This is a genomic window from Lentimicrobium saccharophilum, assembly GCF_001192835.1.
Classification (GTDB): domain Bacteria; phylum Bacteroidota; class Bacteroidia; order Bacteroidales; family Lentimicrobiaceae; genus Lentimicrobium; species Lentimicrobium saccharophilum.
Genome location: NZ_DF968182.1, coordinates 1754723 through 1770102, shown reverse-complemented (window position 1 = coordinate 1770102; position 15380 = coordinate 1754723). Strand labels below are relative to the sequence as shown.

Here is a 15380-nt window from a genome sequence, read left to right as displayed (position 1 = left end):
ATCAGGATTCGGAGTTTAAATAACTTTTAATTGAGAAAATATGAAAAAGAGTCAACTCGGATTAAATTCAAGGATGATACATGGCGGGGAATTTGACAATCCGCTGGGAAGTGCCACAGTTCCGATCTATCAGACCTCCACTTTTATATTTGAAAATGCAGATCATGGAGCACGATGCTTTTCGGGCGAAGATGACGGTTATATATATACCCGTATCGGAAATCCGACCATTCACGCGTTGGAAACCCTGGTTGCTGACCTGGAGGGCGGGTCGGAAGGCATTGCCACAAGTTCAGGTATGGCTGCAGTAAACACTTTGTATATGGCTTTGCTGAGTCAGGGTGACCATATGATCAGTTCCGCGGCAGTCTATGGCCCTTCAAGGGTTGTAATGGAACAGCACTGGGCCAGGTTTGGGGTGGAATCCACATACGTGAATACGGCGAACCCTGATGAAATACTTGCCGCTTTCAAGCCCAATACGCGCATGCTGTATGTTGAAACACCCGCAAACCCTACCATGGATATTACCGATCTCCGGTTATGTGCTAAAATAGCCCATGATCGTGGCGCCTTACTGGTGGTTGACAATACCTTTTGCAGTCCATATCTTCAGCGGCCGCTTGAATTGGGTGCCGATGCGGTATTTCATTCCATGACCAAGTTTCTGAACGGTCATGCAGATATTGTTGCGGGAATGATTATTACCAAAGACAAGGCACTTGGGAAAAAGCTCCGGGGCATGATGGTAAATATGGGCTGTAATATGGATCCGCATCAGGCTTATTTAGTGATCAGGGGGATAAAAACCCTCGGCATCAGGATTGAACGCTCACAACAGAATGCCATGAAGGTAGCCCGTTTTCTGGAGTCACATCCCAAAGTGGCCTGGGTGAAGTATCCGGGACTGGAGTCGCACCCTCAGCATGAACTTGCCAAAACCCAGATGCACGGCTTCGGATCAATGATCAGTTTTGAACTGAAAGGTGGACTTGATGCAGGCAAAGTACTGATGAATAATGTTAAGGTAGCCATACTCGCTGTGTCGCTGGGCGGCGTGGAAACACTTATTCAGCATCCGGCTTCCATGACACATTCAAAAGTCTCACATGAAGCCAAGCTTAAAGCCGGAATTACTGATGGATTGGTCAGGTATTCGGTTGGTATCGAGGATGTTGATGATCTGATTGATGACCTGAAGTTGGGCCTGGAGAAAATTTAAGCCTGTTAGCGTAACATTAGCGGTTGAGGTACGTTATTAAACCAATAGCGATTGGTTTATAAGTAATAGAACTACAGGAATACGGGCCTTGAGAAAGGCTCAGTTATGCATAGCGAAGTGAATGTTAATGGATATTTGTTATGTGTAAATTTTTTATCTTTCAGCCTGATCCTGTCGTTTTAAGTTTTTCGTTGTTCTAGGTTTTTAATATGCTCTTCTCTAATCCCGGATCATGAATTTGTTGACTTGTTTCCGTTCATTTTTGCTTTCAGTTGTTTTTTTGCTTTTAGCAGGTTTTGAGGGTAATGCCCAGAGGGTCGGGCTGGTCCTCAGCGGTGGCGGAGCCAAGGGGGTCGCACACATCGGAGTCATCAGGGCGCTCGAAGAGGAAGGCATCTCAATAGATTATGTGACGGGTACCTCTATGGGAGCTATTATCGGGGCCCTTTATGCTTCAGGTTATTCCCCCGATGAAATGCAGGAAATCTTACATTCTGATGAATTTAAAAGCTGGATTTCCGGAAATATTGATGAACAATATCGTTACCTTTTCAAGGAATCAACTCCGGATCCTTCGTGGGTGGATTTCAAGTTTAAAATTGATTCCCTGATTTCCCCTTCCCTGCCATCAAATATCGTGTCCCCCATTCTGATGGATTTTGCATTTCTGGAGATTTTTTCTTCAGCTAGCGCAGCTGCGGGATATGACTTTGACAGTCTGATGGTTCCTTTCCGGTGCATGGCCTCTGATGTTGCCAGGGCCGAAGCGGTAATGCTGAAAAACGGAGATCTTGCCAGTGCCGTCAGGGCTTCAATGACATTCCCTTTTTACTTCAGACCGATACGTATTGACGGAAAACTGCTTTTTGACGGGGGAATGTACAATAATTTCCCTTCAGATGTTATGTATGAAGAGTTTTTTCCTGATATAATCATCGGAAGCCAGGTAGCTTCCAATTATGCTGATCCGAAAGATGATAATGTGCTGTCGCAATTGCAGAATATGCTTATGCAAAAACAGGAGTATTCTGTAATTTGTGACAACGGGGTGCTTATCAGGCCTGCGGTGCCGGAGGTGAACGTCATTGATTTCAGTTACACCAATGCTTTTATTGATTCCGGTTATGTAATGACTAAAAGGATGATTCCTGAGATCAGAAAGTTTCTTGTTGACAAAGTCAGCCAGCAACAGTTTGATGCCAGACGGACTGATTTTAATAACAAAAAGCCCCCGCTGCTGATCGGTGAATTGAAAGTGACCGGACTCAGGAGTGGTCAGTATGATTATGTAAATAAATTGCTGGGAATTCGTGCTGCGGGCAACAGGAAAAATGCGCTGGTGACTGATGTTGAAAGGTCGGAAGGCGTTCCTTTGGAATCTATTAAGCCTGAATATTTTAAGTTGATTGCGGAAGATAAAATCGAGCATATTTATCCGCAGTTGATCTATGATGATGAATCCGGACTGTTTGACCTATCCCTTGATGTTCAACGCGAGAACCAGATGATTGCAAATATCGGAGGCGCCGTTACATCAAGTGCCGTAAATGAACTTTTTCTGCAGTTACAGTATAATTACTGGACGCGAGTGGCATACCAGGCCAAAGCCAATGCTTATTTCGGAAGATTCTACAATTCCGGCAAGTTTGAAGGCCGGATTGACTATGCCAGGGAGATCCCGTTTTATCTGAAAGCCAGGTATATATTTAATAAGTTCAACTATTTCAAAACCAATACCTACTTTTTTGAGGATGAGGATCCGTTTTATCTCATCGAAAGAGAGCATTTTTTTACTTTCTCAGCCGGGATTCCACTGTCAGATAAAGGTATGGGAGCCGTTGAACTTTCAACCGGTCACAACCGGGATGATTATTTTCAGACTAACTTTTATACCAGGCTGGATACCCTTGACCGCACAGCGTTTAATTTTTTCTCGCCGGGAATCAACATTGAATACAACTCATTGAACAGGAAGATGTATGCAAGCCGTGGGGCCAGGCTCAATGCTGAATTCAGGTTCGTTAAAGGAAGAGAGATTTATACACCAGGCAGTACTTCTCCGTTCCCTTTCCGATATGAAGATAACCACACATGGATACAAATGAATGTATTTTATGAGAATTTCTATTATTCCCGCAGATGGCTTCACCTGGGATTGTATTTACAGGGTTACTTCTCTTCGCAGAAATATTTTAGTAATTATACATCAAGTATACTGGCGGCTAAGCCGTTTCAGCCGTTTCAGGAGGCACTTACACGTTTTATGCCCCAGTTCAGGGCGAACCGTTTTCTCGCAGCCGGTACAAAGCATGTAATGGAACTTAGGAAAAATATTGATTTCAGGACAGAAGCTTATGTTTTTCTGCCCCTGAGGGCTATTGAGCAGGATTATTATAGCCGCAAAGCGGTAAGGGCTGACATGATATATGCCTATGCAACCGGAACTGCGGCACTGGTATATCACTCGCCCATTGGCCCTTTAAGTTTGAACCTGAATTATTACTACGGAGAGGACAACCCTGTCTCTTTTTTCTTTAAGTTCGGGTATCTGATTTTCAATGACAGGCCTTTCTGATTGCATTTGGCCATTTTTCAGGTTAATGAGCCGTATTTTGCTGTATTTGCAAAATTTAATTCTTACTTTTGCATTTCTAAAATCAATTTTGAACCTAAAGAACTGAAAAAAGAGCAGTTACCAATCCCACCTCTGTATCCGCGATTCCGCGTCTTTTTCAATCAAATACGGTGTTTTGCTGCATGATCCGAAAAGGGCCATATATCACAAGATTGCAGGGGAGTACGTAGTCAACTCATTATTAATCATTCATTTGAATTCTCCATGGAAACTAAACCGCAACCTGATCAGATCCCTGATGAAGCCATCAACAATCAGGAACTGAATGCTGTTTCTGCTGAAGTTGAAGCAGAAATTACTGAGAATGAAACCCTCGAACCAGTAATGGAAGAACAGGAAAATGAACCTGCCGGTACCGAAATGAAATCTGAAGTTGAAGTTGAAGTGCCGTCAGGAGAGGCTAATGTTGAGGATATTTCTGATGCAACCATCACAGAAGTTCCTGAGCCGCTGGCTGAAGCTGAAGCTGAAACTGTAACTGAAGTTGTAACTGAAACTGAAGATCTTCCGCTTGCTTCTGCTGAGACTGAAACAGTGACCGAAGCTGAACCGGAAATGTCAATGGAAGCAGAAGTGACCAATGAGCCGGAAGTTGTTCCTGCGGTTGCCGAAGAAGAACTGGTTGCTGTTCTGCCGGATGAAAATTCCGATGAGGATGAGCAGGACGAAAGCGACGAAACGGCAGAAGGAGAAGATGCCGAACAACCTGCAGAACTTGAAGGAAAGTCCCGTGAGGAACTGGTTGTCAGGCTGGAAGAGCTTGTGAAACAGGATGACGTCAATAAGATTAAAGGAGAAGTCTCACAGATTAAGGTTGCTTTTCTGAAGCTGAACAAAGAGTTCAAGCATGAAGCATATCAGAAACTGGCTGCCGCAGCTGCTGAAGTTGAAGGGGAAAGCGAGAATGACGAATCCCTGGTAATTCCTGATGATGAGATTGAAGAGCGGTTTAAAGCCGCGTTCCAGATATACAAACAGAACAAAGGTAAATACAACGAGCAACAGGAAAAGATTAAGATTCAGAATCTTGAAGCAAAAAATCATATCCTTGAAGAGCTGAAAGTGCTTATCAATTCTGAAGAGACACTCAAAAAAACCTATGATGAGTTTAAGGTTCTTCAGGAGCGCTGGAAAGCGATCGGGATGGTGCCTAAGACAGAAATCAACACACTCTGGCAGAATTATCATTTCCTGGTTGAGAAGTTCTTTGATAAGGTAAAGATTAATAAGGAGTTAAAGGATCTGGATCTGAAAAAGAACCTTGAAGCAAAGATTCATTTGTGCGAAAAGGCAGAAGAATTGCTGCTTGAGAGTTCAATCATCAAATCCTTCAAACAGCTTCAGCAGTATCATGAGGAATGGAAGGAGATCGGACCTGTACCCCAGGATAAAAAGGATGAATTGTGGGAGCGTTTCCGCAGCGCCACTGACAAAATAAATGAACGCAGGCGGGAATATTACAACCAGATGCAGGAAGGTCTGGAGCAGAACTTAGCCGCAAAGAACATTCTCTGCGAAAAAGCTGAACAAGTTGTTTCTGCAGAGCCCGATTCCATTAAGGGATGGCAGGATTACACCAGCCAGATCACTGAACTGCTGCAGGTCTGGAAAACCATCGGACCGGCTCCCAAAAAGCAAAATAATGAAATCTGGGCCCGTTTTAAAGCTTCGCTGGATGCATTCTTTAATGCAAAGAAGGACTTCTACAACAAGCTGAAGGAACAGCAGATGCATAACTATAACCTGAAGATAGACCTCTGTGTTCAGGCAGAAGCACTCAGAAGCAATACTGACTGGCGCAACACGACCCGTGAATTGATCAACCTCCAGAATGAATGGAAAAAAATCGGACCGGTGCCGCGCAAACAGAGCGACAGGATATGGAAACGATTCAGGGCTGCATGTGATGAATTTTTTGCCTCAAAATCTGAATATTTCAAGAATGTATCCGGACATGAAGAGGAAAACCTCAAACTCAAACTTGAACTGATTGAAAAGGTTAAGGTTTTTGAAATAGGCGATAACCGGAATGAAGCTGTTGAAACCCTGAAGGATTTTCAGCGTCAGTGGATGGAAATCGGTCATGTGCCCATTAAGGAAAAGGAAAAACTGCAAACCGAATTCCGCACACTGATCAACAAGCATTTCGAAAAGCTGAAGATGGAATCCATATCAATGGGCGCCCTTAATTATAAGAGCCGCATCGAACGCATGGCAAAAGATGCTCCTGATGCCGGAAGGGTCATCAGTAAAGAAAGGAGTTTTGTTCAGGGCAAAATCCAGCAACTGCAGGAAGATATCAAACTGTGGGAGAACAATATCGGTTTCTTTGCCAATTCCAAGACAGCCAACCTGTTAAAGCAGGAGTTTGAAAAGAAAATTGAAAAAGCACGCGAGGAGTTGCAGATGCTTGAGACAAAGCTGAAGATGCTTCGCGAAGCCAACCAGTAAAACGAATCAGCCGCCGGATTTTCCGGCGGTTTTTGTTTGACAAGCTTCCTATTTCTTTTGTAATTTAGCTTCATGGCTGGAAATACTTTTGGGCATCTGCTTTGCCTGACATCATTCGGCGAATCTCACGGACCTGCAGTTGGCGGGGTGCTCGATGGTTTCCCATCCGGATTGCCCATTGATATGGAAGCGCTCATGACTGCAATGGAGAGGCGAAGGCCCGGGCATGGAGAATTCCAGACCGCCCGGAATGAGGCCGACCTTCCGGAGTTTGTTTCCGGTATTTTTCAGGGGAAAACCACCGGCGCCCCGTTGGCCTTTCTGATCCGCAACAACGATCAGCGGCCGGCGGACTACAAGAAAATGGAGGAGTTTTACCGCCCTTCACACGCAGGATTTGCATGGGATGCAAAATTTGGTTTTCATGATCACCGGGGAGGTGGCCGGTCATCGGCCCGTGAAACAGCCGTCAGGGTTGCTGCTGGTGCGCTTGCCCTGCAGTTGCTCGGAAAATTTGGCATAAGCATTACAGCTTATACCGGGCAAATCGGGAATGTGGTATCACATCTCAGTCCCGGAGATGTGAACCCGGTTATTGTAATGGATTCACCTTTACGTTGTCCCGACCCACTTGCGGAAGCTGAAATGAAAATATTGCTGACCGGTTTGAAGGCTGAAGATGATTCCACCGGAGGCGTAGTCGGTTGTGTGATACGTGGGGTCCCGGCCGGAATCGGCGAACCGGTTTTTGACAGGCTTCAGGCTGATCTCGCAAAAGCAATGATGAGTATCAACGCTGCGAAAGGATTTGAATACGGAGATGGTTTTGCCGCCGCTTCAAAAAAAGGGTCAGAACATAATGACCCATACGAAGAGCAGGAAGGCAGACTCAGGCCAGCCTCCAACCATGCCGGTGGAATATTGGGAGGTATTTCAACAGGTGAAGATATTTTCTTCAATGTGGCATTCAAGCCGGTTTCATCTATCTCTAAGCCTCAGCTCACTGCCGGCAAATCCGGTCAGGTGCAGCATCTGTCCATAGAAGGACGTCACGATGTTTGTATTGTCCCCAGGGCCGTGCCGGTCGTTGAAGCAATGGCTGCACTTGTTATCGCTGATCATATGCTGATTTCAGGCAAGATCCCCCGCAATATTCTTTAGTTTACAGAGTTTTAATAACGTGGAGTTTCCTGCCTGCGTTGTTCATCCTTGTTTCAGTTAAATTTCTTTCCATGAAGAAAACTGCTAAGATTATCGTTGTGACCCTGTTGGCGCTGATGCTGGCGTTAGTTGTGCTGCCATATGCTTTCAGGGGAAAGATTAAAGAAGCCGTTAAAAACGCGGCCAATAAAAGCCTCAATGCCAGACTTGATTTTGAAGACGTCAGTCTCTCGCTGTTGCGGAGCTTTCCCGATCTCTCTGTTGGGATTAAAAATCTTTCGCTTTCAGGCACCGGCGATTTTGAAAAAGATACGCTTGCAGGGATTCCCAACCTCAGGGTAACCATCGACCTCATGAGTGTGCTGAGGGGAGAGCAATATGAAATCAAGGCGTTGCGGCTGAGAAATCCGGCCATTAAACTCAAGGTGCTGGCTGATGGCCGGGTGAACTGGGATATTATGAAACCCGACACCGTTCCCGTACCCGAAGGCGAACCGGAACCTTCTGCGCCTGTGCGGGCTGCCCTGCGGATTATGGAAGTTACCAACGGCCGCCTGATTTACGACGATGTTACGTTTCCCATGCTTTTGGATGCCGGAGGACTGGAAATGCTGGTTAAAGGCGACCTCTCGCTTGATTATTCTGAATTAATTGCAAAAGCTACTGCTGCGTCCATCGTTGTGGATTACGACGGGATCCGCTATCTCAACAAGGCAACTGCAAGCCTTGAATCTGCAATAGGTGCCGATCTGAACGCATGGAAATTTACCTTTCCTGATGCAAAACTCAGGGTCAACGAGTTGGACCTGCATGCGTCAGGATTTTTTGCCATGCCCGATGAGGGGTATGACATGGATATCAGTTTTGAGGCCGTCAAAAACGATTTCAAAAACTTTTTATCGCTGGTGCCGGCCATATACTTAAAGGACTTCTCTTCGCTACAGGCGGAAGGGACCCTTGCGCTGAAAGGGTTTGTCAAAGGTCTTTACAGTGAGGAAACCATGCCGGGTTTCGGGGTAAATATTGAAATCGGTGAAGCCATGTTCCGCTATCCCGGTTTGCCTGAAGCCGTGGAAAATATTTCGGTGTCTGCCGGTATTACCAACGACGACGGCGATGCGGATGCCACCATCATTGATGTACGCAGAATGCACCTGGAAACTGCAGGAAACCCCGTGGATATCCGGCTCTACGCCAGAACACCAGTAAGCGATCCTTATGTGGATACGAAAATTACGGGAAAACTTAATTTGGGCGATGTGGGCAGGTTTTACCCGCTTGAAGATGGCGATGACCTTGCCGGAATGCTGGATGCAGATATTGTTGCAAAGGGTAATTTATCGGCCATCGAAAGCGGACGCTATCAGGATTTTGAAGCCGGAGGGCGTTTAATATTGAGTGACGTACGTTACAAAACAGCTTCGTTGCCCCAAGGCCTTTCGGTAACCGAAGCCCGGTTGAATCTTACACCGGCATTGGCTGAATTGCCTGTGCTGAAAGCTCAGATCGGTAAAAACGATCTGACTGCCAATGGAAGACTGGAAAATATGTTGGCCTATGCTTTCGGAAAAAGTGACCTGAAGGGATCCCTTAATCTGAGTTCAAAGTATTTTAATGTGAACGATTTTGCATCAGAGCCCGCTGAAGCACCTGTGGAAAGCGATACTGCCGCCATCGGCATCATCGAAATTCCGGGAGGGATTGATTTTGTGCTGAAAGCGTCGTTTGATCAGGTGATTTATGACAACATGGATCTGAAGAACGTGAAAGGGGTGATGAAAGTTAAAGATCAGGTACTTTCCCTTGAAAATCTCACCATGAACACCCTGGAAGGCGCCCTGGGAGTAAACGGTACTTATTCTGCCGTTGCCGAAGGGAAACCGGCTGTTGATTTCAGGGTGGATATCCGTGATGTTGATGTGAAACAGGCATTCCGGACATTTAATACCATGGAAATGCTCGCCCCCATCGCCGGAATGGCTTCCGGGAAGATCAGTACCCGGCTCAACATCAAAACCGACCTGGACGGCAATATGATGCCGGTGTTTTCTTCTGTCAACGGCGATGGCCGGCTGATGTCACAGGCATTAACCATCAGCAATGTGAACAGTTTTAACAAGCTTGCCGAGACGCTTAAAATTGAAAAGTTCAGGCAATGGGTTATTGAAAAAATCAACCTCTCCTTCGAAATGGTTGACGGAAAAGTATTTGTCAAACCATTTGAAACCCGGCTGGGTAATACCCGGGCTGAAATATCGGGCTGGAATAGCTTCGACAAGACTATGGAGTATGTGATGCAGCTGAATATTCCGCGGGCTGAGTTTGGAGGGGCGGCCAACAATGTGCTCAATAATCTGGTGGGAGAGGCCAACAAAAAAGGCGCGAATTTCAGCATCGGTGATGTGATACCGGTTACGGTGCTGATCGGTGGAACAGTTACCAACCCGACCATTACCACCAGCCTGAAAACAGCCGCCGGAAGCGCCGTTGAGCGGATGAAGCAGCAGATCACCGAAACCATTCAGCAGAAAAAGGAAGAAGTGGTGGCGAAAGCCCGTGAAGAGGCCTCCAGGTATATTGAAGAGGCAAACCTGCAGGCGCAGAAAATTTTAGCTGACGCGCAAAAGCAGGCCGACGAAGTGGTCAGGCTGGCTGATGAATCAGCAGCCAGAATCAAAACCGAAGCGGATAAACAGGCAGAGCAATTAATTGCCGAAGGCCGGAAAAAAGGACCAATCGCTGAATTGGCAGCGAAGAAGGCTGCGGAAAAAGTAAGGGCAGAAGCTGGTGAAAAAGCGGATAAGCTTGTTCTGGAGGCTCAGAAACAATCCGGCAATATTATGACAAAGGCACGGCTGGAGTCAGACAAGGTAGTCAATGATGCAAGAATTAAAGCCGAAGGTAATCAGGGCCCGTAACTTTATTTAAACTTAAAACAATAAACTGCCTGACAGGCCTCCGGGGCTCATCAGGCAGTTTATTTTTCAGGATTGTCAGATGGTTTCTGTTTCCACTATTTTGGCAAGAAGGTCGCTGTAGGGAACGATGAGGTACTTTTTACCTTCAAATTCAATATCGGTTCCCGAGAACTTCCTGAACAGGACCATATCTCCTGCCGAAATCTCGCTGTTTTCAATGTTTCCTGTGGCAATTACTTTTGCCACCTGCGGTTTCTCCTTTGCGGTGTCAGGGATAATGATTCCGCCGGCAGTTCGCTGCTCGCCCGATGGCTGGGTCATATCGAGCAATACATTCTGATTGAGGGGTTGTAATTCTTTCATTGTTTTTATGTTTTGGTTTTTTGACAGATGTAAAAATGTTTATTGGCAACTGAACCCGGTGATAAGCCGGTTTTTATCCGTTGATGTTGAGCAGACGGTTGATCTTTGATTTATCAAAGCCGATTACCCAATCGCCGTTGATCTGAGCCTGTGGTACACCGGTTTGTCCCGTGCGGTTTACCAACTCCCTGGCTGCCATGGGATCTGCCGAAACATCGATATCGGTGAATGCCACCCTGTGCTGCTTCAGGTAGTTTTTGAGTGTGGTACACCAGGGGCAGGAAGGAGTAGAGTAAACAGTCACGCTGGGGCCCCCGCTTTCTCCGCCGGTAGCAGCCTGATAAAGCTGGTTTTCAATAAGGTTCTTATAATATTCAGCTGTCTGACAGCCTTTAATAATGTTTTTCAGGCTGTCATTTTCAAATACCAGCAACGAAGGAACGGTATCAACACCAAAGGCCGGATGAATATCACGAACGTTTACCACGTCGGCTTTCAGTATTGCTGCTTCACTCAAACGGGCAGCGGTTTCCTCAAGATAGCTTTCAGCGCAGCCCGAAGTGGCGGAATTACTTTTGTAAAGAAGCAAAAAGGTGCGCTTCCGGGCTGTCAGTATTGATCTTAGTTCCTGAAGTGAGTTTATGGATTTTACTTTCATGGTTTTAAATTTTCAAGCGGACTTTCAACTTTTGTGCCATGACAGTCGTCTATGGCAGAGGCCACCATCTAAATGGTGATAAATAAGCGATTTAAAATATTTGCTAAATTGCACAGACTGACACGCTGAGGTTTGGGTGACGATTTGGCAGAAGTCTGTGAATGCCAGGAGTGAAAAGGAGAAACTTATTCAGATTGAACTGGCCTGTATTCCGGAACCTGACGGTTTCCCTTCCCGAGGAGTTCGTCAGCGTCGGAGATAAACAGCCTGAGTTTTTCAAGTGCGGCTGTGTCCATGGTTGAATCATTTTCAAACTGCCTGACAGGGAGTATATAATATTGCTTTTTCCCGTCCCTGATGGGAGTATGCACCCATGTAAGGTGATATTCCGGATTGATAACAGATTTTTTATTCCATGTTTTGGACAAGGTAAAACTGATCATGGCGCCTCCGTCGCGGTAACGGTCGCGTTGGTTTGAAACGTAATTTCCCAGCGAATAGGCAAGCAGGAACCCTCCCGGCAGGGAATCTGAAGGTTCGTCATACTCCATCCGCTGCAGTACATGCGGATGGGAGCCGATGATGACATCTGCTCCATGTCTTTTACACAGTCCCGCCAGCTTGACCTGGGTTAGCGAAGGCTGTGACTGGTATTCGTTACCCCAGTGAAAGAAAACAATAATAAAATCGGTTTTTGTCCTGTCCACAGCAGCAAGATCATTGATGATCAGGTTGGTGTCGATAAGGTTAACAATCGCAGGCGGGTAGAAGGGGAGGCCATTCGTTCCGTAAGTATAGTTGAAAAGTGCGAAAGTTATATCGTTTTTTGAAAGTACCAGTGGGTGGTATTTTAGGAGGTCGGTGCTGTCGGTAAATGTACCCGTGCGCGCTATCCCCAGGCTGTCGAGTACACGCAGTGTCCGGATCAGGCCATTGTTGCCCCGGTCGCACGAATGGTTGTTTGCCGTGGCCAGGATATCAAATCCGGCATCGCGGGCAGCAACGGCCAGTTCGTCAGGTGCGCTGAACTGAGGATAACCGGTATAAGGCGCTCCGGCCAGGGTGACTTCAAGATTGGCGATGGCAACATCAAAACTGCTGACCAGGGGCTTTACATAGCTGAAACAGGGGTGATAATTGAAGGTGGAATCATAATCGCTCCAGGCTGCCTCAATCTGCGGGCCATGCTGCATAATATCGCCGGCAAAAATCAGGGTGAGGGCAACAGAATCAGGTGCCATTACCGGATCGGGTAAGGGGAGTTCCTCTGTCTTGGCCCCCAGGAAAATTGTTGCCGCCAGAAAGGCGTATTTAATGTATTCTGAAATCATGATTGGTTATAAAAATGTACCAGTCGCTGTTTTTTTTGTGTCATCACCATGTGTAATCCAGTCCTACCTGTCCCCAGAAATGTTGCCGGCCTTCCCTGATTTCACGGCTTAAGTAGTTTTGTGAAACCTGAATTCCAAGTTTGCGGTAACGTGCAAATATACCCAAATGCAGGGCTGCGACCAACCGTTCAATTTCTTCCGCATTAAGGGTATAGATGTTTTGTTTATTGGTAATGCCTCCCTGAAGGCTGGCATCATAACCGATTATCCTGAATTCCAGTCCTCCCCTGATGCCGTATTGCCACTTCACCGGTTTCTGATTGAGTTCAGAATAGCTGTATGGAACCGGAGTAAGGCCGGATGTAAATTCCCCTGCTATGGCATCCATACCCAAAGCCGCATAAGTATGCAGTGTTCCGGCTTTTGCCGAAGCGGTTGCAAAAACCTCGGCGTTCCTCCTTTGCATCAATAATTTACTGATATTGGCATAATAGCTGAGAACAACATCATTTTGAATTTGTGTTTCCCAGCCCAGGGGTTCATCATTGGTAGGGACTGTGGCATGTACCGATTTCTGGAAGTACCTGCCCAGTGCTGCATCTCCTATCACTCCGGCTTCAATGGCTGAAGTTAATATTATTCCTTCCTCAGCGCATTCAGATGTCTGACTGTAGCGCAGAAACAATGTTGATGCGTAGGGGCGGTCACCGTCCAGCAGCGGTGGATTCTTGGTGGTAAATGGTGTAAACATTGCGTGATGCAGGCTGAGTGATGCATGCACGATGCTGTTGTGCCCTGGCGGAAGCATCAGCCGGTTAACCGGCAGGTTGATCAGACCGGGGGCAGTGTAGCCAAGCATTACCCCGTTGGTATAATAACGGTCGGTGTTTGAAAAAATATCATTCTCAAATTCCAGCCGGAAGCGGTGAACCGGGCTGATATAGCTGGTCACCACCCTGAAGCCTGAGGTTTCGTTGCGGTTTGACGGAGGCTCTGTTCCGGGCGGAAGAACCAGCCGCAGGGTTGTTTCCCTGACCAATGGAGCAGTGGGGGCAGGGAGTGTATCTTTAGTTACATCTGCATGCCTGAAAGTCGAAAGCTTTGATTTGACTGGTTTTTTATTAGGTTTTAAAGAGGTGTGCGATCTGTCCTTTTCAGGCAAGCCGAAGAGCAATCTGCTCTGCATTATGGCATCTTCAGGTGCAGCCAGTGTTGGTGTGCCATTACCCGTAAATATCAACACCTGCCAGGGAGAGCCCAATCTGCTCAGGTCTGTAACGGTAATAGCGCCGTCGTCAGCAATAAACCGGAATCTGGTGCTTTCGGACACAGTAGTGGTTATCCCGGTTCCGTCCAGGTTGTTTCTCAATTCATTGAAATGGCTTCCGTTTTGATCGGAAATCCGGTAGAAAGCTTCGGCTCCGATGATTTTTTTCAGGCTGTCGGCCTGCTTTGGACCGGGGTAGATCAGCAAAACCTGAGGCCCGGAAATTTCAACCACCGTTTCTGTGGCAATAACAGATCCGGGGTCCTTTTCAGAACCCGTTTTGCTTTTCCTGCATGAATATGACAGGGAAGCGACAATTGCCAGAAGAATGATGGTAGCGCGCTTCATGCATGCGATATCCGCAAAGTGCGGAATTATGATGTAAAAATAAGCATAATCCCTCAGAAGCCTGCATTTCATGTCAATACGAATTTTTGATTCATGCCTTTAGCCGGAATGCTGGGCATGAAGAACCGCTGAACAGCAGATATAACAAGATGAAATCCGGTCGTATACCCCTGATTTATACAGGTCTGACCGCGTGGTATCAGCGCGTCCTGAACCGAATGTTTAATTATAAAGTGTTACCCTCCAATCACCGGGTTCGGAAATTTCAAATTCAAACCTGACCTCATAGGTAGCTGTCTGTAACTTGTTCATGGTAGTATACTTGACATTGATGGTAACAGGAAATGTAACCCCTTCGTAACCGGTGAGCGGACCCAATGTGGATTGATACCCGCTGCTGGATGCAAGCATCAGATTTGTCATAGAAGTATTCGGAAGACCGTTTTGATAAAATCCTATCAGGACCCGGTTGGTTATTTCACCTTCTTTTCGGATAGTATACCGCTCAATATTCGAATTCTGGGTAATGCGGGGTTTTGCGTAAGCCGGCCCAGCATACTGATCCTCTATCCATTGTCCTTCAGATATGGTATCACGGCCCTGATAAAACCAGGAATAGGTGCCAATGCCGTGCCGTTTTCCTTTTTTCCAGCTTCCTTCATAAACTTCGCCGGTTGACCAGGTGTATGTTCCCTTGCCATGCGGAAGACCTTTGCTGAATTGGCCGGTATAATGATCTATACCCTGGGCAGTCCCTTTTCCATCGGCAAGGCCTTTTTTGCAACCTCCCGTGTAGCTTCCTGAAATAGAGGATTTCATCACTTCGCATTTTTCCTGTCCTGCAGCAGAGAAAGAGATGAGTATGGAAACGGATAGCATCAAGAATAATCTTGTTCTCATATGATGGCAGATTAAGTGACTGTTAAATGATGTTTAAAGATATAGATTTTTACTATATAAAAACCGGGTTTGTTCGCTTTTTTAATCCGGAATGGTCAAAACTAAGGATGTTGCAGCCCGCTGAAG

General features: G+C 46.3%; 10 protein-coding genes. 5 read left to right on the top strand and 5 right to left on the bottom strand.

The annotated features are described in order from the left end of the window. Window positions 1-40: 40 nt before the first annotated feature. From TBC1_RS06660 to TBC1_RS06640, 5 genes are all read left to right on the top strand, one after another. Window positions 41-1222, top strand: a complete 1182-nt coding sequence (locus TBC1_RS06660) for a trans-sulfuration enzyme family protein (RefSeq protein WP_062040014.1) — start codon at window positions 41-43, stop codon at window positions 1220-1222. A gap of 232 nt (window positions 1223-1454) precedes the next feature. Beyond that, complete coding sequence (locus tag TBC1_RS06655) at window positions 1455-3797, top strand: patatin-like phospholipase family protein (RefSeq protein ID WP_062040012.1); 2343 nt, start codon at window positions 1455-1457, stop codon at window positions 3795-3797. A 264-nt stretch (window positions 3798-4061) separates the two neighbouring features. Further along, a complete protein-coding gene (locus TBC1_RS06650; RefSeq protein ID WP_062040010.1) occupies window positions 4062-6308 on the top strand; it encodes a DUF349 domain-containing protein in 2247 nt (748 codons plus the stop codon). Window positions 6309-6380: 72 nt separating this feature from the next. After that, entirely contained in the window at window positions 6381-7469 is a 1089-nt protein-coding gene (aroC, locus tag TBC1_RS06645; RefSeq protein ID WP_062040008.1) for a chorismate synthase, read from the top strand. 71 nt (window positions 7470-7540) lie between these two features. Further along, window positions 7541-10387, top strand: a complete 2847-nt coding sequence (locus TBC1_RS06640; RefSeq protein ID WP_062040006.1) for an AsmA family protein — start codon at window positions 7541-7543, stop codon at window positions 10385-10387. A gap of 75 nt (window positions 10388-10462) precedes the next feature. Here the strand turns inward: TBC1_RS06640 and TBC1_RS06635 are convergent, their stop codons facing one another. The 5 genes from TBC1_RS06635 to TBC1_RS06615 all read right to left on the bottom strand — a co-directional run bounded on the left by TBC1_RS06635 (window position 10463) and on the right by TBC1_RS06615 (window position 15254). Beyond that, on the bottom strand, window positions 10463-10750 hold the full coding sequence (locus TBC1_RS06635) for a co-chaperone GroES (RefSeq protein ID WP_062040004.1): 288 nt from the start codon (window positions 10748-10750) through the stop codon (window positions 10463-10465). 73 nt (window positions 10751-10823) lie between these two features. Further along, window positions 10824-11408, bottom strand: coding sequence for a thioredoxin family protein (locus TBC1_RS17405; RefSeq protein WP_082189511.1), 585 nt, complete (start codon window positions 11406-11408; stop codon window positions 10824-10826). Between the two features lie 185 nt (window positions 11409-11593). Beyond that, complete coding sequence (locus TBC1_RS06625) at window positions 11594-12739, bottom strand: CapA family protein (RefSeq protein ID WP_062040002.1); 1146 nt, start codon at window positions 12737-12739, stop codon at window positions 11594-11596. Between the two features lie 43 nt (window positions 12740-12782). Further along, the gene (locus tag TBC1_RS06620; protein ID WP_062040000.1) at window positions 12783-14426 is read right to left on the bottom strand and encodes a lipid A deacylase LpxR family protein; all 1644 of its coding nucleotides are present in this window, start codon (window positions 14424-14426) and stop codon (window positions 12783-12785) included. Window positions 14427-14576: 150 nt separating this feature from the next. After that, a complete protein-coding gene (locus TBC1_RS06615) occupies window positions 14577-15254 on the bottom strand; it encodes an MORN repeat-containing protein (protein WP_082189510.1) in 678 nt (225 codons plus the stop codon). Between the last annotated feature and the right edge of the window lie 126 nt (window positions 15255-15380).